General features: G+C 67.6%; 20 protein-coding genes, 1 tRNA gene and 1 other RNA gene. 9 read left to right on the forward strand and 13 right to left on the reverse strand.

The window, feature by feature from the left end; genetic code table 11:
• The 4 genes from ACFVTM_RS03135 to ACFVTM_RS03150 all read left to right on the forward strand — a co-directional run bounded on the left by ACFVTM_RS03135 (position 1) and on the right by ACFVTM_RS03150 (position 2,504).
• Positions 1-714 carry a hypothetical protein gene (locus ACFVTM_RS03135; protein WP_390201902.1) on the forward strand — a complete coding sequence of 238 codons (714 nt, stop codon included), beginning with the start codon at positions 1-3 and terminating at the stop codon, positions 712-714.
• Positions 715-745: 31 nt separating this feature from the next.
• A complete protein-coding gene (locus ACFVTM_RS03140) occupies positions 746-1,063 on the forward strand; it encodes a putative quinol monooxygenase (protein WP_390201903.1) in 318 nt (105 codons plus the stop codon).
• Positions 1,064-1,146: 83 nt separating this feature from the next.
• Positions 1,147-1,440: a DUF503 domain-containing protein gene (locus ACFVTM_RS03145; protein WP_390201904.1), complete on the forward strand. Its 294-nt coding sequence runs from the start codon at positions 1,147-1,149 to the stop codon at positions 1,438-1,440.
• Between the two features lie 395 nt (positions 1,441-1,835).
• Positions 1,836-2,504 carry a hypothetical protein gene (locus ACFVTM_RS03150; RefSeq protein WP_390201905.1) on the forward strand — a complete coding sequence of 223 codons (669 nt, stop codon included), beginning with the start codon at positions 1,836-1,838 and terminating at the stop codon, positions 2,502-2,504.
• 75 nt (positions 2,505-2,579) lie between these two features.
• On the opposite strand, the gene purL is transcribed toward ACFVTM_RS03150, so the two are convergent.
• The 3 genes from purL to purS are packed head-to-tail and all read right to left on the reverse strand — an operon-like array spanning position 2,580 to position 5,921.
• On the reverse strand, positions 2,580-4,913 hold the full coding sequence (purL, locus tag ACFVTM_RS03155) for a phosphoribosylformylglycinamidine synthase subunit PurL (protein ID WP_390201906.1): 2,334 nt from the start codon (positions 4,911-4,913) through the stop codon (positions 2,580-2,582).
• A complete protein-coding gene (gene purQ, locus ACFVTM_RS03160; RefSeq protein ID WP_390201907.1) occupies positions 4,910-5,668 on the reverse strand; it encodes a phosphoribosylformylglycinamidine synthase subunit PurQ in 759 nt (252 codons plus the stop codon). The genes purL and purQ overlap by 4 nt, the downstream gene beginning before the upstream one ends.
• Before the next feature lies 1 nt (position 5,669).
• A complete protein-coding gene (purS, locus tag ACFVTM_RS03165; protein ID WP_018776110.1) occupies positions 5,670-5,921 on the reverse strand; it encodes a phosphoribosylformylglycinamidine synthase subunit PurS in 252 nt (83 codons plus the stop codon).
• A 361-nt stretch (positions 5,922-6,282) separates the two neighbouring features.
• On the opposite strand from purS, the gene ACFVTM_RS03170 reads away from it, so the two are divergent.
• Together ACFVTM_RS03170 and ACFVTM_RS03175 are read left to right on the forward strand one after the other, a co-directional pair.
• Positions 6,283-6,468: a hypothetical protein gene (locus tag ACFVTM_RS03170; RefSeq protein WP_390201908.1), complete on the forward strand. Its 186-nt coding sequence runs from the start codon at positions 6,283-6,285 to the stop codon at positions 6,466-6,468.
• A 331-nt stretch (positions 6,469-6,799) separates the two neighbouring features.
• Positions 6,800-9,970 (forward strand): S8 family serine peptidase, encoded by a 3,171-nt coding sequence (locus tag ACFVTM_RS03175; protein ID WP_390202104.1) that lies wholly within the window; start codon positions 6,800-6,802, stop codon positions 9,968-9,970.
• Positions 9,971-10,106: 136 nt separating this feature from the next.
• On the opposite strand, the gene ACFVTM_RS03180 is transcribed toward ACFVTM_RS03175, so the two are convergent.
• Genes ACFVTM_RS03180 through ACFVTM_RS03195 form a run of 4 tightly spaced genes read right to left on the reverse strand, consistent with a single transcriptional unit; the run spans position 10,107 to position 12,617 of the window.
• Positions 10,107-10,490, reverse strand: coding sequence for a serine protease inhibitor (locus ACFVTM_RS03180; protein ID WP_390201909.1), 384 nt, complete (start codon positions 10,488-10,490; stop codon positions 10,107-10,109).
• Positions 10,487-11,449 (reverse strand): 3-methyladenine DNA glycosylase, encoded by a 963-nt coding sequence (locus tag ACFVTM_RS03185; protein WP_390201910.1) that lies wholly within the window; start codon positions 11,447-11,449, stop codon positions 10,487-10,489. Before ACFVTM_RS03185 ends, ACFVTM_RS03180 begins: the two co-directional genes overlap by 4 nt.
• Positions 11,450-11,453: 4 nt before the next feature.
• Complete coding sequence (locus ACFVTM_RS03190) at positions 11,454-12,083, reverse strand: serine protease inhibitor (protein WP_390201911.1); 630 nt, start codon at positions 12,081-12,083, stop codon at positions 11,454-11,456.
• A gap of 27 nt (positions 12,084-12,110) precedes the next feature.
• Complete coding sequence (locus ACFVTM_RS03195) at positions 12,111-12,617, reverse strand: MarR family winged helix-turn-helix transcriptional regulator (protein WP_390201912.1); 507 nt, start codon at positions 12,615-12,617, stop codon at positions 12,111-12,113.
• Between the two features lie 79 nt (positions 12,618-12,696).
• Here ACFVTM_RS03195 and ACFVTM_RS03200 point away from each other — a divergent pair, with 79 nt between their 5' ends.
• Both ACFVTM_RS03200 and ACFVTM_RS03205 read left to right on the forward strand, forming a co-directional pair.
• The gene (locus ACFVTM_RS03200; RefSeq protein WP_229996176.1) at positions 12,697-12,921 is read left to right on the forward strand and encodes a hypothetical protein; all 225 of its coding nucleotides are present in this window, start codon (positions 12,697-12,699) and stop codon (positions 12,919-12,921) included.
• A gap of 119 nt (positions 12,922-13,040) precedes the next feature.
• Entirely contained in the window at positions 13,041-13,259 is a 219-nt protein-coding gene (locus ACFVTM_RS03205) for a hypothetical protein (protein ID WP_390202105.1), read from the forward strand.
• Positions 13,260-13,388: 129 nt separating this feature from the next.
• Here the strand turns inward: ACFVTM_RS03205 and ACFVTM_RS03210 are convergent, their stop codons facing one another.
• From ACFVTM_RS03210 to ffs, 5 genes are all read right to left on the reverse strand, one after another.
• Positions 13,389-14,747 (reverse strand): aspartate kinase, encoded by a 1,359-nt coding sequence (locus ACFVTM_RS03210; RefSeq protein WP_390201913.1) that lies wholly within the window; start codon positions 14,745-14,747, stop codon positions 13,389-13,391.
• Between the two features lie 490 nt (positions 14,748-15,237).
• Positions 15,238-15,816, reverse strand: a complete 579-nt coding sequence (locus ACFVTM_RS03215) for a GNAT family N-acetyltransferase (RefSeq protein WP_390201914.1) — start codon at positions 15,814-15,816, stop codon at positions 15,238-15,240.
• 8 nt (positions 15,817-15,824) lie between these two features.
• A complete protein-coding gene (recR, locus tag ACFVTM_RS03220) occupies positions 15,825-16,424 on the reverse strand; it encodes a recombination mediator RecR (protein WP_146335883.1) in 600 nt (199 codons plus the stop codon).
• Positions 16,425-16,475: 51 nt separating this feature from the next.
• Positions 16,476-19,544, reverse strand: a complete 3,069-nt coding sequence (locus ACFVTM_RS03225; RefSeq protein ID WP_390201915.1) for a DNA polymerase III subunit gamma and tau — start codon at positions 19,542-19,544, stop codon at positions 16,476-16,478.
• Positions 19,545-19,571: 27 nt separating this feature from the next.
• An RNA gene (gene ffs, locus ACFVTM_RS03230) (signal recognition particle sRNA small type) lies at positions 19,572-19,668 on the reverse strand.
• 439 nt (positions 19,669-20,107) lie between these two features.
• On the opposite strand from ffs, the gene ACFVTM_RS03235 reads away from it, so the two are divergent.
• Positions 20,108-20,192 (forward strand) — tRNA-Ser (locus ACFVTM_RS03235).
• A 200-nt stretch (positions 20,193-20,392) separates the two neighbouring features.
• On the opposite strand, the gene ACFVTM_RS03240 is transcribed toward ACFVTM_RS03235, so the two are convergent.
• Positions 20,393-21,304 carry an oxygenase MpaB family protein gene (locus ACFVTM_RS03240; protein ID WP_390201916.1) on the reverse strand — a complete coding sequence of 304 codons (912 nt, stop codon included), beginning with the start codon at positions 21,302-21,304 and terminating at the stop codon, positions 20,393-20,395.
• Positions 21,305-21,312: the final 8 nt, after the last annotated feature.

The following is a 21,312-nucleotide window of genomic DNA, read 5'->3' on the forward strand; positions in this document are numbered from 1 at the left end:
ATGCTGGAACAGATAACCCTTGACCAACTGTGGAACTTCGATGACCCCGCCGGCTCCGAAACCCGCTTCCGGGCGGCCGCTGCAGATGACAGCTACGACGCCGACGAGCGGGCCGAGCTCGCCACCCAGCTGGGCCGGGCAATCGGGCTGCAGGGCCGCTACGAGGAAGCCGACGCCCTGCTGGATTCGATCGATGCCGACGAGCCCACCGTGGCCGTCCGGGTGCTGCTGGAACGCGGCCGTCTGCTGAACTCCAGCGGCCATGCGGCGATGGCCGTGCCCCTGTTTGAACAGGCGGCAGAACTGGCGGACCACCTCAGCGAGGAATTCCTTGCCGTAGATGCGCTGCACATGCTGGCGATCGCGGACTCCGCCCACGCGGATTCGTGGACGCGGAGCGCCCTGGAGTACGCCTCCACGGTCCACGATCCGCGGACCAAGCGCTGGATGGTCTCGCTGCACAACAACCTCGGCTGGACACTGCATGAGGCCGGGCGTTTCACCGAGGCATTAGTGGAATTCCAGCTCGCCGAGCAGTGGGCGGAACGCGTCGGCACGCCCCGGCAGCAGGAGTGGGCCCGGGAGGCAATCGCCGAGTGCGAGCACTCGCTCTCAGCCAGTGCCGCGGCATCCGGGCCATCCGCGGCGCCGGCTGCCGCCGCTCCCGCCGTTGCCGCTCCCGCCGTTGCCGCTCCCGGTGAAACAATCGACTGACCGATCCGCACCCAACGAAAGGCATAGCCCTGTGATCTTCATCGTCGTTAAGTTCAAGGTAAAACCCGACTGGTCCGATCAGTGGCTGGGCCTGGTGGATGACTTCACCCAGGCCACGCGCCAAGAGCCCGGCAACCTGTGGTTCGACTGGTCGCGCAGCGTGGAGGACCCCAACGAGTTCGTGCTCGTGGAGGCCTTCAAGGACGACGCCGCGGGCGACCACGTCAATAGCGCACACTTCAAGAAGGCCATGGCGGACATGCCGCAGGCGCTGGCCGAGACGCCGCAGATCATCAGCCGCCAGCTCGACGGCGACGGCTGGGACCGCATGGGCGAACTCACCATCTAACCCGCTCACCCCGTCGATTGCTCCGAAACGGCCCTTTTGAGGCGTCAAAACGGCCGTTTCGGAGCAATCGATAGGCTGAGGGCATGTGGATCGGGTGGATCGAGTTCGACATCCTTCTGGGCGACGTTCACAGCCTCAAGGAGAAGCGTTCCGTGGTGCGGCCGCTGCTGGCGGAGCTCAAGCGCCGCTTTGACCTCTCCGTGGCCGAGGTCGGGGACCATGAACAGTACCGGCGCACGCAGCTGGGCGCCGGCCTCGTGGCAGCAGACCGGGCACACCTCGTGGAGGTGCTCACCGCCGTCGAGCGCTTCGTGGCGGCCCGGCCCGAACTCGAACTCCTCAGCGCCCGCCAGCGGGAACTGCGCAGCGACGACTGACCGACCTCCATCGATTGCTCCGTAGCTGCCGTTTTGAGGGTTCAAAAGGGCAGTTACGGAGCAATCGATGAGTCTTGGGGATAACTTCTGCGGCCGGCGCGCCGATCTGCTCTCATGAAGCCATGAAGACCGCACGCCCGCTCCCGCAGGAATTCGAGGGCCGTCCGTTTACTGTCGCCGAAGCCCGCCTGGCCGGTGTGAAACCCAAACGGCTCCGCCACGCGTCCCTCCGGAGGCAGGGCAAAGGCATCCGGTCGGACGGCCCGACGTCGGGGCTCCCTCTGAGTGTCAGGGTGCGGCCGTTCATTGAGGTCAACACGCGATGCGCCGCATCCCACCTCACTGCTGCGGAACTGCTCTTGTTGCCGCGGCGGCCGCGAAAGGAGACACCTGACATGCATCACATCATCCGCCCCGAAGGCGAGGCGCACCTCGACCGGCCCCACGTGATCGTCCACCGGATGAAACTGTACGACGACGAAGTCACGCTCGTTGACGGCGTGCCCGTCACCACGCCGGAACGTACGTGGCTGGACATGGCAGAAATGCTGTCGGCGGACGAGTTGGTGGCCATGGGGGACAGCTGTGTTCGCGTCCCACGGGCTGACCTTGAGGGCAGGGACATGCCACATTGCGACATAGCCGACCTCCAACGGATGATCTTCAGACACAAGGGAAAACCCGGCATCCGCAAAGCGAAGGAAGCCATTAGGCTCATCAGAGTCGGGGCCGATTCGCCGCAGGAGACGCGTCTCCGGCTGGCGATATTGCGCGCAGGTCTGCCCGAACCAGAGCTGAACGTAGCCATCACTTCAGAGGACGGCGTTCGCCATCATGAGCCGGACCTCTCGTACCGCAGGTACAGAATCGGCGTCGAATACGAGGGGGCGCACCATGGCGGAGAAGCCCAGGTTGTCCGCGACATCTCACGTTCCGAGAGATACCAGGCGCTGGGCTGGACCGAGGTCCGTATTTCCAAGCGGCACATGCACGATGACGCCAGGGCGGCGGTGGCCAAGATCCGCGCCGCGCTCGTGCAGGCGGGCTGGCGGCCCGGCCCTTAACGAACGATTGCTCCGCAACTGCCCTTTTGAGGGTTCAAAAGGGCAGTTACGGAGCAACCGATGAGGAGGCGGTGGTTAGCCGAAGTACTTCGGCAGGGTCGCCTCGTGGGCTTCGCGGAGGGCGTCGAGGTTCATGGTCTCGACGCCGTTGATCTCCAGCGTGCCGCCTTCGGCGTCCACGACGCCGATCCGGATGTGCGCGAAGCCGCGGGCGGTGCACATGTCGGTGAAGCGGATTTCCTCCGAGCGGGGCACAGAGACGATCGCGCGGCCCTGGGTTTCGGAGAACAGCGCCGTGAACAGGTCCACGCCGTCGCGGTCCAGGACGTCCTGCAGCGCGATCCGGGCGCCCACGCCGTAGCGCAGGGACGACTCCACGAGGGCCGCGGCGAGGCCGCCTTCGGAGAGGTCGTGGGCGGAATCCACCATGCCGTCGCGGGAGGCGTTGATCAGGATCTGGCCCAGTTCGCGCTCGGCGTCCAGGTCAACCTTCGGCGGCAGGCCGCCGAGGTGTCCGCGCAGGTTGGACCATTCGGAACCGTCCAGCTCCGCGGCCGTCGTGCCCAGGAGGTAGATGGCCTGGCCGTCTTCCTTCCAGCCCGACGGCGTACGGCGGGCGACGTCGTCGAACTTGCCCAGCACAGCCACCACGGGGGAGGGGTGGATGGGGGTGGTGCCGGTCTGGTTGTAGAGGGAGACGTTGCCGCCGGTGACCGGGATGCCGAGCACCATGCAGGCGTCGGACAGGCCCCGGATGGCTTCGGCCAGCTGCCACATGACGTCCGGGTCCTCGGGGGAACCGAAGTTCAGGCAGTCGCTGACGGCCATCGGCACGGCGCCTGAGGTGGCGACGTTGCGGTAGGCCTCGGCCAGCGCCAGCTGCGCGCCGTGGTACGGGTCCAGGTAGGTGTAGCGGCCGTTGGCGTCCGTGGCCAGGGCCACGCCCAGCCCGGTTTCCTCGTCCACCCGGACCACGCCGGCGTCGTCCGGGAACGCCATGGCGGTGTTGCCGCCGACGTAGCGGTCATACTGCTTGGTGATCCAGGACTTGTCGCACATGTTCGGCGAGGCCACGAGCTCGGTGATGGCGGCGGCCAGGTCCGCGGGGGCGGAGGGGCGGCCGGAGTCCTGCACGGAGCCGGTGAAGGAGTCGGCCTGCACGGCGTCCTGCCATTCGGGCCGGGCGTACGGGCGGTCGTAGACCGGACCGTCGTGGGCCACGGTGCGCGGGTCGACGTCGACGATTACTTCGCCTTCCCACGTGATGATGAGGCGGCCGGTGTCGGTGACTTCACCGAGCCAGGAGTACTCCACGGCCCACTTGTCCATGACCGCTTCGAACGCGGCGATGTTCTCGGGGGTGACCACGGCCATCATGCGTTCCTGCGACTCGGACATCAGGATTTCGCCCGGGGTCAGGGTGGGGTCGCGGAGCAGGACGGAGGTCAGTTCGACCTCCATGCCGCCGTCGCCGTTGGAGGCGAGCTCGGAGGTGGCGCAGGAGATGCCTGCGGCGCCCAGGTCCTGGATGCCCTCAACAAGTGAACCCTTGAACAGCTCCAGGCAGCACTCGATCAGGACCTTCTCGGCGAACGGGTCGCCGACCTGGACGGCGGGGCGCTTGGACGGCTTGGTGTCATCGAAGGACTCCGAGGCCAGCACGGAGGCGCCGCCGATGCCGTCGCCGCCGGTGCGGGCACCGAACAGCACGACTTTGTTGCCCTTGCCGGAGGCGTTGGCGAGGCGGATATCCTCGTGGCGCATTACGCCGACGGCCAGCGCGTTGACCAGCGGGTTGCCCTGGTACACGGAGTCGAAGACCATTTCGCCGCCGATGTTGGGCAGGCCCAGGGAGTTGCCGTAGCCGCCGATGCCGGCGACCGCGCCGTGCATGACGCGGGCGGTGTCCGGGTGGTCAATGGCGCCGAAGCGCAGCGGATCCATCACGGCCACCGGGCGGGCGCCCATGGAGATGATGTCGCGGACGATGCCGCCGATGCCGGTTGCGGCGCCCTGGTAGGGCTCCACGAACGACGGCGAGTTGTGGGACTCGATCTTGAACGTCACGGCCCAGCCGTCGCCCAGGTTGGTGACGCCGGCGTTTTCGCCGATGCCCACGAGCATGTCCTTCTTCATTTCCTCGGTCACCTTGTCGCCGAACTGGCGCAGGTGGTTCTTGGAGGACTTGTAGGAGCAGTGTTCGCTCCACATCACCGAGTACATGGCGAGCTCAGCGCCGGTGGGGCGGCGGCCCAGGACCTTCACGACCTCGTCGAACTCGTTCTGCTTCAGGCCCAGTTCGGCCCAGGGGAGTTCGGTGTCCGGCGTCTTGGCCGCGTTCTCGACGGTGTCGATGTTGAACTTACGGGCGGTCTCCGCGGGCTCCGCCACTGCGGGTGTCTCCGTCATTTGTTGCCTCCCACGATTTTGTTCAGGACAGAGGTGAAGAAACCGAGGCCCTCGGTGCCGGCGCCGATCTCGGGGCCGAAGCCGGCCTCCACGGCGTGCTCGGGGTGCGGCATGAGGCCCACCACGTTGCCGGCGGCGTTGGAGATGCCGGCGATGTCCCGGCGGGAGCCGTTCGGGTTGAAGCCGACGTAGCGGAACACGACGCGGCCTTCGGCCTCGAGCGCGTCCAGGGTCTTCTCGTCGGCGATGTACTGGCCGTCCTGGTTCTTCAGCGGCACCGTGATTTCCTGGCCGGCGGCGTAGTCCCCGGTCCAGTCCGTCGTGTTGTTCTCCACGCGCAGGACCTGGTCGCGGCACATGAACTTCAGGTGGTCGTTCTTGATCATGGAGCCGGGCAGCAGGTGCGACTCGGTCAGGATCTGGAAGCCGTTGCAGATGCCGAGGACCGGAAGCTTGGCGTCGGAATTGGCGGCGTCGATGATCTTGGACATCAGCGGCGCGAAGCGGGCGATGGCGCCGGCGCGGAGGTAATCACCATAGGAGAAACCGCCGGGAATCACGACGGCGTCGACGTCACCCAGGGTGGTGCCGGCGTGCCAGAGCTCCACCGGGGTGGCGCCGGCCAGGCGGACCGCGCGGGCGGCGTCGCGGTCATCCAGCGTGCCGGGGAAGGTGACGACGCCGATCTTGGCGCCGGCCAGCCGGGGGTTGGCCGCGACGGCGATGGCTTCGCCGATCAGGGGGAGTTCAGTCATCTCAGGCCTCAACGACCTCGACGTTGACGACGTCCTCGATGACCGGGTTGGACAGCAGGGTCTCCGCGGCGTCGCGGGCCTGGGCCAGGATCTCCTCGGTCACCTCGCCGTCAACCGTGAGTTCGAAGCGCTTGCCCTGGCGGACAGAGCTGAAAGCGGTGAAGCCCAGCCGGGGCAGCGCACCGACGATGGCCTTCCCCTGCGGGTCCAGAATCTCGGGCTTGGGCATGACGTCGACAACGATCCGGGGCATCCGGTAACTCCTGTGCGTGAGCATTGGGTAAGGGCGCAGCGGAGTGGTGCCGTCTCACGCCGATCCGCTGTGTGCTGAGGACTGCTTGGTGAAAACAGCGTGAAGTGAATACAGCGTGAAAGGGCGCTCCGCGAGCTTGCATGCCCATTCTACCGGCCGCGGTGCGTCCGGCCGCATTCGGCGCTGGGACTGTGAACCGGGCCACGCCGTCAGGTCCTCGACGTCGGCAAACGCCCCGGAAAACACTGTCGGCAAGCCCCATCGGCGACGTTGGGAAACGCCGACGGCGGCGTTGGGTAACGCCGACGGCGGGCGGCCGCCGCCTATGGTCGGTGATGCCGCAGGTCAGTAGGATGTGCGCATGGCTGAGAAACCGAAATCCGTGGTGCTGTCTGTTGTGGCCGTTGCAGTGTTCGCCGGCCTGGCCCGGATGGTCCTGCAGAAGATCAGGGCCGACCGTGCAGCAAGGGCGACCAAGGTGGCGGGTCCGGTAGACGAGAAGACCCGTGCCTGGATCAGTGAAGTGGTCCGGACGCCGCGCCAGTAGGCCGGACCATGAGGCGACGCGGTTGGTGCGCACCCGTGGGGGCCTGCTGAACTGCGTTTGACGCAGTACAGCAGGCCCCGCAGTCGCATCCTGTCGTGTTGCATGACTAATTTTAAATACCTTCTTGTGGTGTATGTCATAACCAGCTCTCAGTCTGTACTGTATGAATCGGCTGGTATCCGTCGGGGCAAGCCGGGCGATCGCCCGGCGCCCCGCCAGTCCGTAGGGCCCGGTGTTGCAGCCGGGCCGTTCCTTTACGAAAGGTTCATCACTCGTGACATCACCAGGAAAGAGCTTCCTTCGAAGCGGGGGACTCAGGAGGGCCGCGGCACTGACCCTGGGCTTGCCGGTTCTTCTGTCCAGCATCGCGATCGCCCCCGCCAACGCGGCGCCTGCACAAGGCCCGGCCGTGGCCGGTGTGGCACAGAAGAACGTTGATCCAAACACTTACAAGGACGGCCGCTACATTGTGGTGCTTGCGGAAAAGCCGTCCGCAACCTACGACGGCGGGACCGCCGGGATGCCGGCGACGAAGCCTGCGGCCGGCAAGAAGCTGGACGCCAACAGGGCCGAGGTCAAGCAGTACCGGACACACCTGGAGCAGAAGCAGGCCCAGGTCGCGGGCCAGCAGGGCGTCAAGATCCAGCGCCAGTTCACGGCAGCCCTTAACGGCTTCAGCGCCAAGCTGACGGCGAACCAGGCCATCAAACTGGCCAAAGACCCCGCCGTCCTGGTGGTCGCACCTGACACCGAGAACGCACCCGACTACTCCACCACCGACTTCCTGAAGCTCAGCGGGCCCAACGGCACCTGGAACACGAAGTTCGGCGGCCAGGACGGCGCCGGCAAGGGCGTCGTGGTCGGTGTCATCGACACCGGCTACACCCCGTCCAGCGCCTTCTTTGCCGGTGACGAGGTCAAGCCGCTCACGGGAGATCCCGTGGTTGGCGTGCCCTACCGCACCGCCGACGGCAAGATCAAGATGCTCAAGTCCGATGGCGAGTACTTCCAGGGCGAGTGCCAGGCCGGCACCGACTTCGACGGCACCGCCTGCAACTCCAAGGTCCTGAGTGCCCGCTACTTCGGCGACGACTTCGCCGCCACCGTCCCGCCGGAAAACTGGGCCCCGGGTGAGCGGCTGTCCCCGGTCGACGCCGCCAGCCACGGAACCCACACCGCCAGCACCGCTGCCGGTAACGCCAACGTCGAACCCGTGGTTGACGGCCGCAGTTTCGGCAAGACCAGCGGCATTGCGCCGGCCGCAAAGCTATCCATCTACAAGGTCTGCTGGGAAGACAACGATCCCAACACCGGCGGCTGCTACTCCTCCGCGTCCGTCGAGGCCATTAACCAGGCCGTTCAGGACGGCGTTGACGTCCTGAACTACTCCATCTCCGGCGCCACGGACACCACCACCGACCCCGTGTCCATGGCCTTCCTGTCCGCAGCCTCGGCCGGCGTCTTCGTGGCCGTTTCCGCCGGCAACTCCGGCCCGACGGCCGGCACCGTCAACCACGGTGCCCCGTGGCTGACCACGGTCGCCGCCACCAGCTTCTCGCAGGAACTGCAGGGAACGGTGGAGTTCTCCGACGGCAGCAAGTATCGCGGTGCCAGCATCATGAACAGCCAGGTCACCAACGCCGGCGTCGTGCTGGCAGCCAGCGCGGGAGCTGCCGGGAGCGCCAACCCGGCCCTGTGCGGCAACGGCACACTGGACCCGGCCAAGATCGCCGGCAAAGTAGTGGTCTGTGACCGTGGCGTCGTTGACCGCGTCGAAAAGAGCGCCGAGGTCAAGCGCGGCGGCGGCGTGGGCATGATTCTGGTCAACCTGACCGTCTCCTCGCTGGATACGGACAAGCACTCGGTGCCCACGGTCCACGTGAACCCGCCCGCCACCGAGGCCATCAAGGCCAAGGTCACCGCCAACCCGGCCATCACCGTATCGCTGGTGAACAAGGACACCACCGGTCTGCCCCTCGAGGCCCAGCCGCAGATCGCCGGGTTCTCCTCCCGCGGCCCGCTGTTGGCCGCCGGCTCCGACCTCCTCAAGCCCGACGTGGCCGCACCCGGCGTGGCCGTGCTGGCCGGCGTTTCGCCGATCGGCACCGGGGGAGACGACTTCGGGTTCCTTTCCGGAACGTCCATGGCGTCCCCGCACGTGGCCGGTTTCGGCGCGCTGATCCTGGGCAAGAACCCCACGTGGTCCCCGGCCACGGTCAAGTCCGCGATGATGACCACCACGAGCGACGTCAAGAACGCCGACGGATCGAAAAACACCGATGTCCTCGCCACTGGCGCGGGCCAGGTGGACCCGGCACGCGTGCTGGATCCGGGCCTGGTTTACGACGCCACCACGGATGACTATCTGGCGTTCATCCAGGGCACCGGTATCGACCTTGGAATCCCGGGCATCGGCACCACGAAGCCGCGGGACATGAACCTCCCCTCCTTCGCCCTGGGCAACCTGACCGGGAAGATCGAGGTCACCCGCACGGTGACTGCGCTGACTCCCGGGGTCTACCGGGCCAAGTTCAGCGTTCCGGGCATCAAGGTCAACGTGACCCCGAGCGTGCTGAACTTCAACGCCGCGGGCGAAAAGCGCACGTTCAAGGTCTCCTTTGAGAACCAGGGCGCACCCCTGGGCAAGTTCGCGACCGGTTCGCTGACCTGGCAGGGCGCCAACAAGAACGTGGCGTCGCCGATCGCGGTCCGTCCGCAGTCGGTCGTGGCCTTGCCCGATGTTGCCTTTACCTCCCAGGGCGGCAACGGATCCGGCGCCATCAAGGTGGTCTCCGGCACCAACTCGCCTGTCCAGATGACCCTCGACGGCCTGTCGAAGGCCGACTCCACCGCCGTCGAGCTCGTCCCCGGACCGTTCACCGGCGGCACGGATGCCTCGAACGTCGTCAAGACGGTTCAGGTCCCGGCAGGATCGCCGCTGGCCAAGTTCTCGGTCATTTCCGCGGACCCCAACGCTGACTTCGACATGTATGTCATGACCCCGGACGGGCCGCTGACGGTCGCAACGTCGTCGGCCAGTGAATCGGTCTCCATCCCCAACCCGACGCCGGGTGAGTACACGATCTACGCAAACCTGTACGCCAGCCCGAACAACCAGGCCACCAAGGCCTCGGTGGACTCGGCCGTGCTGGGCGTGGTGGTGGGCAAGGCCTCGCTGAATCCGAACCCGCTGCGGTTGGACAACGGCAAGGCGGGCACCGTCACGCTGAACTGGACGGGCCTGCCGGCCGGATCCTACATCGGCCGCGTCACCTTCGCCGGTGCCAGCGAACCCACGTTCGTCTCCGTCCTGGTGACCCCGGCCGGGGCCGTCGTGGTACCGCCGACCTCGGAGGACCAGGAGTGCAACGACGGGCCGGGTGACAACCCAAGTGGCGACAACGGCCAGAAGGACAAGAAGGACAAAGGCAAGAAGGTGAAGAAGGAGACGGGCAAGATCCAGAACAGCGATCAGTCCTTCACCCCGAACAACTCCATCTAGGTCCGCTACTTAGACCAGGCACCAAAGAGACGGCGACGGCCGGCGGTTCCCACCGCCGGCCGTTGCCGTTTAAACCTCCCAGGCGCGGGACCGCGCCGACGCGTGGCGTGCCGCCGACCGGTGCCGGGCTGAAACGTCAGATGGCGCCCGTGCTCCCCGCGGTGCCGCCGAGCAGCGGCGCCATGGCGCGCCAGCGGGCGATCTCGCAGCCGTCGGTCCGGCTGAAGCGGCTGTTGACCTCACGGCCGAGGTACCAGCCGGTCACGACGGCGGTCTGCGGACCGCCGTACTGCTGCGTGCACAGCTTGGGCGGTCCCGGCTTGGGGAAGAAGATGGCCTCGCCGTGGCGCCGGACGGCCTCAAGTGCGGCGGCCGGATCGGGCAGGGTGGACGCGGGGGAGGGGGCGCCGTCGGTGTTTTCCAGCCGGAACGTGTATTCCGGGGCGCCGGGAGCCTCGGTGAGGCGGATGGTCAGGTCGACGTCGTTGCGGGCGTGCCTTGGTTCGGATGTCTCTGTCATGGGCGTCCTTCCGTGCTGGTGCTGGTGCGCGGTGCCCCGGCGTCCGGGCGGCCGGCGGCGGCGTTGAGCAGGGGTGTCAGTTCCTGCAGCAGCCGTTCCCGGAGTTGCTGGGACTCGGCCGCGAACCTCCGCTGGTGTTCAACGTACTCGGCCTTGCCGTCCGGTGTCTCAATCCTGATGGCCGGATACCCCCAGTCGGCGAGGTCGTAGGGGGAGGCCTGCATGTCCATGGCCCGGATCCGCCACGAGAGTTCAAAGCAGTCCATGACGAGTTCGCTGGGCAGCAGCGGGGAAAGCTTGTAGGCCCACTTGTAGAGGTCCATGTTGGCGTGCAGGCAGCCGGGCTGCTCAAGGTCCCGTTGGTTCTCCCGGCTGGGCACCAGGCTGTTCAGCGGAACGGCGTCCGGTGTGTAGAACCGGAAGGCGTCAAAATGTGAACACCGGATCCGGTTCTCCTCCACCACCTCGTCAGTGCGCCCGGACCCCAGCCGCAACCGCAGGTACTCGTGCCGGAGGTCGAACTTGTCCTGCCGGTAAACCATGGCCCACTCGTGCAGCCCGAAGCAGCCGAATTGCGCCGGGCGCGCGGCGGTCCCCGCGAGGATGATCCCGGCGAACTGCAGCGCCTCCCGGCGGTCCCTCAGGAAGGCGCCGACGTCGACAGTCACCGCCGGCGATTCCGCCGGCAGCCCGGCGGCGGTGCGCTCGGCGCCGTCGGCCGCTCGGTAGTACTTCCAGCCGGTCCGCGCCGCTGCCTCGGGGCCGGAGAGCACAACGCCGGCGCCCGGATGCCAGCGCAGCAGCTGTCCAGGCTTCTGGGTGTAGTAGGTGAAGAGGAAGTCCTCCACCGGGTGCTTCCGCCCTGCGGAGCGCCGCTCGAGGTAGGGATCCGCGTAGCGGTGGACGCGTTGCTGGTGGGCGGCCTGGCGCGGCAGCCATTCTTCCTGCTGGAGGTGCAAGGGCCTAGCTCTTCCCGCCGGATGAACCCAGGACGTCCTTGGCGGCGTTCCAGGCGGCGATTTCGCAGCCGTCACGCTGGCTGAAGCTCACCTGGACCGGCCGGCCGTCCACGACGCCGGTGACGGTGGCCACCTGGGGGCCGCCGTAAATCATGCCGTGCATGGCGGGGGCCACCACGGGCGCCTCCTGGGTGCAGACCTGCTTCTTGTCGGCCGGAACGGGGCTGAGGATGGCCGGGTTGTTCTTGATGGCGGTGCACGCTGCGGCCGGGTTCGGGTGCTGGCTTTCGGCCGCGGGAACCCCGTTTTGGCAGACAAGCGTGAAGTTGGTCGCCGCGGCGGTGTCGGAGGGCTTGATCATGATGGCGAGCTCGGCGTTGCCTTGTCCCGGGCCGGTGGGCAACGGGGCGGCGGAGGGTGACGGGGCCGGGGACGTCGTCTCGGTGTCCGGCGACGGGGAGCCGGACGGCGCTGTTGGCGAGGGGGTGGGCGACGCGGTGGAGGGGGTGCCCGTCGTCGTGGTGGGAGAAGGAGAGGGTGTGGGCCCGCCGTTCGGCGTGCAGGCGGCCAAGCCGGCCACGGCCATCAGGACAGCCGCCAGAACAAGCGCCGGGCGGCCCGATTGCGTACGCATCAGCAATCCTCCTCTGTTTTGCCCAGTCTACCGCCGGGGCGCATCGTCCGAGTGCGGGCGTGTGGCGGCGATCAGGTCCATCATGGTCGCGTGCAGCTCGCCGACCTGGTCCCGCGTCAGACCGAGCCGGGCCATCATGATGCCCGGCACCGCGGTGGCCTGCTCCCGAAGGGCAGCGCCGCGGGGCGTCAGCCGGACATCGAGGGTGCGCTCGTTGCCCTCCATCCGCTGACGGGTGATGAAACCGGCAGTTTCGAGGCGGCGCAACAGCGGCGAGATGGTTGCCGGCTCCTGGGCCAGGGCATCGCTGATGTCGCGGACCGACCGTGGGCTCGCTTCCCAAAGGCACAACATGACGAGGTACTGCGGGTGGGTCAGGCCGAGCTCGTCCAGGACAGGTTTGTAGGCGCCCACGACGCTGCGGGAGGCAACGGTCAGGGCGAAGCAGAGCTGCTGCTCCAGCAGCAGGTCGTCCTGCTCTGCCTGTGAGTCCCGGGTTCCCTGGGCTGTTTGGGTTGAGGTTCCTTTGGTCACACCGGCTCCTTCAGATGATTAGTGCACTAATGATTAGCGTACACTGGGTGCATTGTCTTGTTCCCAGGAAAGGATAGTCATGGCCAAGGAAAACGCCGTCGAGAGGTTCATGCGGGCCACCGGAAAGTTCCGGGCCGTCTTCGGCCCGGCCAACCGCAGTTCGCTCGGTCACGAGATGACCGACCAGAACAGGCGGCTGCTGGCGATGCGGCAGGCCGAGACCGAGCAGTGGGAGACGTTGCACCGGCCCGACGGCAGCACCTATGTGGTGCCCCGGAACCCGGACGACAAGTCGCTCCGGTAGGCCTTTTCCGCGGCACCCCACCCGGGCCATTTCCCCACCGCCGGGCGTAAAATGAGGGCACTGACACACCGCTGTGCAGCTTCCTGAACCACCCGGGACGAGGAAAGGGCGTGGGACAAATGACATATACGGTCAGGCGATTCATGAACGCGACCGACAAGCTGAGGCTCCTGTTCGGACCGGCAAACCGGGGCGACACCGCGGCGCCTGTTGTCCACCGGCATGACGACTTCGAGCATGCCTCCGAAGATGACCTGGCAGGTTTTGAGGTCGAGACGGACTCATCCGGACACCACTACGCTGTCCGAAAGACGGATCTCTGGAAAGAAGAGGTCTGAGAAGAGACGGGGAAGGGAGCGGCAGGCGCCGCTCCCTTCCCCATCCTTGTGCGTCCGGGCTCCCGCCCCGATGCGCAACCGGTTTCGTCTGTGCCGCTTGGCGGCCGGCTTGGTTATCGGCCGGCTTGGTTAGCGGCCGGTGCCGCCGTAGACCGTGGCCTCGTCCTCGCTGTCGAGGTCAAACGCCCTGTGGATGGCGCGGACGGCGTCGTCGAGCAGGTCCGCGTGGGTGACCACGGAGATCCTGATCTCCGAGGTGGAGATCATGTTGATGTTGATGCCGGCCTCGGAGAGGGCCGCGAAGAAGCGCGCGGACACACCCGGGTGCGAGCGCATGCCGGCGCCGATCAGCGAAAGCTTGCCGATCTTCTCGTTGTATTCGATGCTCTCGAAGCCGATCCGTTCCTGCGCGGCGTGCAGGGCGGCCAGGGCCTCGGCGCCTTCGACGATCGGCAGCGTGAAGGAGATGTCGGTCCGGCCCGTGCCGTGGGTGGAGACGTTCTGGACGATCATGTCGATGTTGGAGTGCGCGTCCGCGATGACCTGGAAGATCGCCGCAGCCTTGCCGGGGATATCCGGCACGCCGACAACGGTGACCTTGGCTTCGGAACGGTCGTGTGCAACACCGGAGATGATTGGCTGCTCCAAGGCAACTCCTTCTTGGGTCGTGATCTTGTCGTCGGCGCCGGGCAGGACCCAGGTGCCTTCATTCTGGCTGAATGAGGAGCGGACATGTAGCGGCACACCGAAGCGGCGGGCATATTCGACGCAGCGCAGGTGCAGGATCTTGGCCCCGGATGCGGCGAGTTCCAGCATTTCCTCGCTGGAGATGCGGTCGATCTTTTTGGCGGACGCGACGACGCGCGGGTCGGCCGTGTAGACGCCGTCGACGTCGGTGAAGATCTCGCACACATCGGCGTCGAGCGCCGCGGCGAGGGCCACCGCGGTCGTGTCCGAACCGCCGCGCCCGAGCGTCGTGATCTCGTTGGTGGTGTGGCTCATGCCCTGGAACCCGGCCACAATCGCGATGTGCCCCTTGTCCAGGGCCGTGCGGATGCGGTGCGGGTCGACGTCGATGATCCGGGCCTTGCCGTGGATGCCGTCGGTGATCATGCCGGCCTGGGAGCCGGTGAAGGACTGGGCCGAGGCGCCGAATTTGTTGATGGCCATGGCAAGCAGCGCCATGGAAATGCGTTCCCCGGCGGAAAGGAGCATGTCCATCTCGCGGGCGGGGGCCGAGTCGGTCACCTGGCCGGCGAGGTCAAGGAGCTCATCCGTGGTGTCGCCCATGGCGGAGACCACCACCACGACCTCATCGCCGGCGTTTTGTGCGTCCACGACCCGACGGGCGACGCGCTTGATGCCCTCTGCGTCCGCCACCGAGGAACCGCCGAATTTCTTCACGACAAGGTGCTTGGTGGTGGCGGCCGAGACGGGCAGCGTCTGCGGCTGCGATCCGGGCTGGACTTCGGTAGTGGGCAAACTCATTCGCGCACCCTCACTGGATCATCGGGGTTCTGGGCCAGGCAACCAAATGGCGCGACGGCGTAACTTCTCATCCCAGTTTATCGCCGCGCCCCCTGCCCCGTTGAATTGTGACCGAATGCTAGACACGCCGCGGCTGTCTCAATCGGACATGCCCTCCGTTCCGCCGGACATGCTCATTTTTGGTGGCCAGGGGTGGCTGGGGGTGGGCATGAGGGCATTGTGCCCGTTCCTCGGCGTGGCCGCGGGACATGTCCATCGGTCCTGGGGATGACTGCGGGACATGTCCGGTGGGCCGGGAGGGGGAGTGCTGCGGGCAACCAACGTGTGGGCCCCTGAACGCGGGGACATGCTCATTTTTGGTGGCTGGGCGTGGGCATGAGGGCAGTGTGCCCATTTCTCGGCGCGGCCGCGGGACATATCCATCGGTCCTGGGGATGACTGCGGGACATGTCCATTGGTCGGGGCGGGCCCGGGACATGTCCGGGAGGTGCTAGCCGCAGTCCAGACGGTAGCGCCACGAAGGCAGTTGTTTTCCCGCCGTGTCTTCGACAACCGGGAAAAAGCGGTCAGTCCGGAAGCCCAGGCCCTCCAGCAGCCTGCGCGAAGGAAGATTCGGCTCGTAGACCCCCGCGAAAATGGTCTCGCATCCGCGCGTATGGAAAAGCCAGTCGACCAGGGCGCCGGCGGCCTCCCGGCCCAGCCCGAGCCCGTGGTGTTCGGGGTGCAGGACGTAGCCCAGGCTCGCTGACTCTGCAGGAATACGGCCGGGCGTTGGAGGCTCCTCGGTGTTCCAGGTCCGGGCGTCGCCAATGACCTCACCGGTGGCCCGGAGCTCGATCGCCCAGCCAAAGTGGAACCACTCGGCCGTGGAGGATTCCGCGGCGAAGAGCGCCTGCTGGAGCCGGGCCCCGTTCTGCTCCGGGGTGAGCGGTCCGTGGGACAGGTACCGTGTGGCTGTGGGGTGACCGCGGAACCGGAACAGGGCGCCGTCGTCATCCGCCGTCAAGGGACGCAGTAACAGGCGCCCGGTGACGAGCGGGGCCGGGGACTTGCTGCCAGCTACTGCCACGAAGTCCGTCAGCTCAGCGCGTTGCGGCGGCCCTCGAAAGCCCTGCCGAGCGTGACTTCGTCGGCGTATTCCAAGTCCCCTCCCACGGGCAGGCCGGAAGCGAGCCGGGTGACTGCGATGCCAATCGACTTGAGCATCCTGGCAAGATACGTCGCCGTGGCCTCGCCCTCCAGGTTGGGGTCGGTGGCGATGATGATTTCCTGGATGGCGCCGTCGTTGAGTCTGGTGAGCAACTCGCGGATCCGGAGTTGTTCCGGACCGATGCCGGCGATTGGATTAATCGCCCCGCCCAGCACGTGGTACCTGCCTCGGAACGACCGCGTGCGCTCCACTGCCAGGACGTCCTTGGATTCCTCGACGACGCAGATCACGGACGGATCCCGGCGCGGATCGCGGCAGATGTTGCACAGTTCCTGCTCCGTCACGTTGCCGCAAACCGTGCAGAACTTGACCCGTTCCTTCACTGTGGTGATGGCCTCGACGAGGCGTTTCATGTCCTGGGGATCCGCCTCCAGGATGTGGAAGGCCAGCCGCTGGGCCGACTTGGGCCCTACTCCGGGAAGGCGTCCGAGCTCGTCGATCAGCTCTTGAACTGCGCCTTCGTACACAATGTCCTCGTTCGTTTGGAGTGGGGCCGGGGCCAGCCGGCAGGGGGTTTGCTAGAAGCGGGGCGGCAGCGGGCTTCCATCCAGGGAGCGCTCCTCCACCAGTTTCCCGCCCAGAATACGCTCGACGGCGGCCCGGCCGAAGACGCCCGATTCCTCGATGGTTTCGTCGTCGGCGCTCGGGATGTCCTGAACGTACGCGGTGGCCGCGGCAGCAGCGCGGGCGGGGGCTTTCGCCCGGCCGGCCTCGGCCTCCGGGCTGTTCGACAGCCGCTGGTACAGGCTTTGCCTTCCCGCCATGGCCGCAACCTCCGGGCCGGCTGACGGCGGAGCCGGAGCAGCAGCAACGGCAGCGGCGGCCACACGCGGTACCGCAGCGGTCGGCGCCGGGGCCACTTCCGCACGGGCAGCGTGCTCAGCACGGGCAGCGTGCTCGGAGGTTAGTCCGGCCGGTGCGGACACGACGCCGGCGTACTCCGGGATCTGCGCCGCGGCCGGCTCGTAGTACACCGGCGCCGGCTCGGGCTCCGGTGCCGCGGGACCGGCATCCGGCGTCGAGTACTTGCCGAGGTTCGAATCCGTGCCGACAGTCCAGACACCGGGTGACTGCTCGACGGCGCGGGCCCACGCGTCTGCTGACGTGTCCTGGTCTGCGGCTGGCTTCCCGGCTGGGGAGCCTGCGGCCTTGGACGCCGAGGACGCCGGGGACTTGCGGGCTGGAACCGCTGCCGCCGCCGCGGGCTCGGGGCGGCGCGGCGCGGCGGCCGGTGAGGGGTCCCAATCCATCGGCGGTTCTTCGTCCAGCGGCGGGGCGTCCTCATCCCGCGGCGGCCCCCAGTCGTCGTCAGGGTCGGCGTAGGAGCCGGAATCCTCAGACGGGCGGGACGGTTCGACAGCCGGCCCCGCCGCGCGGACCTGGGTTTGGGCTGCAGTGGCAGGCGTTTGCGGGGCCGCTTCCGGTGCGGCGGTGGGGGAGGACGCCCCGGATTGCGGCGCCGGGGCGGTGTCCGTGGCGGCGGGGACATGCGCCGGGGCCGGTGTCGCGGCCGGGGCGGTGTCAGATGATCCGTTGGCCGCCGCGTTGGCCGCAGATGCGGGCGGCTGGGGAGCGGGGCTCAGGCCCCAGGCGACGTCGGCCGACGTAGCCGAGGTAGGCGACGTTGCCGGGGCCGCCGGGGCGCCCTGGCTAGCCGGAGCTTTTGGGTTTGGCTCAGCGCTCGCTGGGCTGTTGCTGCCGCCGGCCACGGCACGGATCTGGCAATCGATGCCGATCGACTTGTGGATCGCCTGGCGGAGGTTGTCGGCGTGGTCTGCCCGGCCGAAGGCACCCGCCAGCCCCGTGGTGGTGAACGCGAGGGTCAGGACGTGGTCTTCGAAGTGGCCTACCTGGGCATTGGGTTCCACCAGTGCCCAGGTGCTCCGCTTAATCTTGGTGAGCGTTTGCAGGATCTCGGGCCACGCGCGGCGCAAAACCTCCACATCGGCTCCAGCGCCGGAAGCAGGGCTGGGAGCGGGGCTTGAGGCCGCGGCAGGCACCGTTGCGGTCGGTGCCGCCTCGGGTGCGGCCGCCCGTGCGGGCTGGACGGGCGGGACAGCGGTTGATGCGGCAGCTGACGGAGCCGGGGTGGCCGGAGCCGGGGCGGGCGCTGGCCTGCTGGCGGCCGCGGGTTCGTCCACGGGCCAGTCGCTGGTGCTGACCCGGGGTGCCGTCAGCGGTTCCCGGACAGGCTCGTCCCGCCGGGCGGCCGGCGCGGCCACAGGGGCCGTGGTCGGCGGCTGCTCAGCCCTGGGCGGGGTGGATGCGGCGGCGTCGGCCGCGGCAACGGGGGCCGGGTGCGAAGGCGCGTCGGGCACGCGCGCGGCAGCCGGCTGTGGAGAAGCGGGCGGCTCAGCGTGCACGGGCGAGGCGGCAGGTGCGGTAGCGCCGGCGAGGGGAGCTCCGACGTCGTTCCCGGCGTAGTTCAAACGCCGCTCAACGCGGTCGATCCGGGCCGCGATGCCGCGCTCGGTCTGTTCGGAGCTGGGCAGCAGGATGCGGGCGCACAGCAGTTCCAGATGCAGGCGCGGCGAGGTTGCCCCGGTCATGTCCGTGAGTGCGGTATTGGTGACGTCCGCGGCGCGGGAGAGTTCGGACGCCCCGAGGTTGTGCGCCTGGTTCTGCAGGCGGGCGATCTGGTCCGCCGGCATGCCGCGGAGGATGGACTGGGCGCTTTCGGGCATTGCCTGGACGATGATGAGGTCGCGGAAGCGTTCCAGCAGGTCTTCGACGAAACGCCGGGGATCGTGCCCTGTCTGGATGACCCGGTCCACAGCGCGGAATACGGTGGCGGAGTCCGATGCGGCGACGGCCTCGACGACGTCGTCCAGCAGGGAAGCGTGCGTGTAGCCCAGGAGGGCGACCGCGAGCTCGTAGTCCAGGCCGTTGGGTCCGGCGCCGGCCATGAGCTGGTCCAGCACGGAGAGGGAGTCGCGCACGGATCCTCCGCCCGCGCGGATGACCAGCGAGAGCACGCCGGGCGCCACGGGCACGTTCTCCTGGGTGCAGAGCAGCTCCAGGTACGCCATGAGGGGCTCCGGCGGCACCAGCCGGAAGGGATAGTGGTGCGTGCGGGAGCGGATGGTGCCGATGACCTTGTCCGGCTCCGTGGTGGCGAAGATGAACTTGATGTGTTCCGGCGGCTCTTCGACGATCTTGAGCAGGGCGTTGAAGCCGGCAGAGGTGACCATGTGGGCCTCGTCGATGATGAAGATCTTGTAGCGGTCCCGGACCGGGGCGTAGGTGGCCCGCTCGCGGAGGTCACGGGCGTCGTCCACGCCGCCGTGGCTGGCAGCGTCAATCTCGATGACATCCAGGGAGCCGGAGCCGCCGCGGGCCAGTTCCACACAGCTGGGGCACTTGCCGCAAGGGGTGTCCGTGGGGCCTTCGGCGCAGTTCAGGCAGCGCGCCAGGATGCGGGCCGACGTGGTTTTGCCGCAGCCGCGGGGGCCGGAAAAGAGGTAGGCGTGGTTGACGCGGTTCTTGCGCAGGGCCGTCATGAGAGGCTCGGTGACGTGCTCCTGCCCGATAACGTCCGCGAACGAATCGGGGCGGTATCGACGGTAGAGGGCGGTAGTAACAGTCACAGATAAACCCTACCAATCGGCACAGACATAAAAGACCCCTCATGCACCCGCCAGAGCCCGTTTACCCTTGCTACCTTCCGGTCCTGGGGGAGTTCAACAGGATGACGCCACATGAGGGGCCGTCAGCAATATTACCTGACGATTGGGTGTGCCTCGAATCGGCCCGGGCCGGCCCTGCTTCGCCGGCGGTACATGCTCATTTTTCGCGGACAGGACTGGGCGGGTTGGGATTATGTCCAGGCCTGGTGTGGGCGGCGGGGCATGTCCCGTGGTGGGGCGGGCGGCGTGGGACATGCTCCTTTTTCGCGGGCGAAGACTGGGCAGGTTGGGATTATGTCCAGGCCTGGTGTGGGCCGTGGGGCATGTCCAGTGGTAGACGTGGCCGGCGTGGGACATGCTCATTTTTCGCGGGCGAAGACTGGGCGGCTTGGGATTATGTCCAGTCTTCGTATGCTGCAGGGGGCATGTCCCGCGGAGGGGCCAAGGCGGCGCGCGGAGGGCTCAATTGGGCGATGCCGGAAAGTTCAGGTATTCTAGTATCTGCTTTTGATTCAGAAGCTACTGGAGAATTCGCCTAGCGGCCTATGGCGCACGCCTGGAACGCGTGTTGGGTTAACGCCCTCGGGGGTTCAAATCCCCCATTCTCCGCGGTTGGCCCCGGTCCTCGGACCGGGGCCTTTTTGCGTCCAAAGACGTTTGCATCCTCGTGGGGTTTTACGCCAAGCGGCCCCGCCCGGCCACCCCCAGCTCAGAACCCGCCGGGTCGCCCCCCGGGCTCGGACCCCGCCCGGCCACCCCAGTTCAAGCCCGGTAGCCCAAGTCCCCAGCAACCCCGCCCAGCCCCACTCTCAGGCGGCGTAGCCCAGCCGGCGCAGGCGGGCCCGGGCGGCCTGCTCGCTCGGACCCACCCGGCCCAGGGCCAGATGCACGACGCCGAGCGTGACCCGTGTGGCCAGGGTTACGGGCAGCGGAATCGGGCCCAGCCTGGCGGTGTGCAGGCCAAGGAGCTCGCGGTATCGGGGCTCGAGGCTGGTCACGGCGGCGGCGAACAGCACCCGGTAGCCCGGCCTGAGCGCCGGGTGGAGAGGCGGGTCGCGGATGAATGCCACCGTTTCGGTGACCCGTTCGTCGCAGCGGAGCTCGCCGTCGTCGTACCAGCGGTCCAGCTGCTGCCGCATTTCCGCCTCGCTCAGCGGAGGGGCCTCCACACCCATCAGCCGGCCGGCTTGGGCCCACTCGCGCACATAGGCATCGGGTCCGCCGGGAATCGGTCGTCCCCACAGCTTGTGGGCGGAGAGGAAGGCATCCGTGAAGGCAATGTGAACCCAGCGGAGCAGCTCGGGATCGTTGGCCGCGTAACTGCGATGGACGCCGTGGCCGTCCACGAACTCTCCCCGCACCGTCCGGTGGCGCCGAATCACCCAGTCCGACGCCGCCCGGGCCGCGTCCGTGGAGCCATAGGAGACGGTGAAGATCCATCGGATCGTGCGCGCCAGCCGGCCCAGGGGGTCTTCGCGGAAGCGTGAGTGTTCGTGGACCCCGGCCAACGCGCCAGGGTGGAGCGCCTGCATCAGCAGTGCGCGGATGCCCGCCACGATAGTGGGCATGTCCCCATGCACGGCCCAGACTGCCGAGCCCGGCAGGTGGTAACCGGCGTCGTCCCCCTCGGCGAGGTGCGGCACCCACTCGGGCACCGCGTCACGCGTCCCGGTGAGTGCTTCTTTGAGTTCGGCCCGCCATTCGCCGAGGACATTGCCCATGATCCATT

It is taken from the genome of Arthrobacter sp. NPDC058130 (assembly GCF_042884475.1).
In the GTDB taxonomy this organism is placed as follows: domain Bacteria; phylum Actinomycetota; class Actinomycetes; order Actinomycetales; family Micrococcaceae; genus Arthrobacter.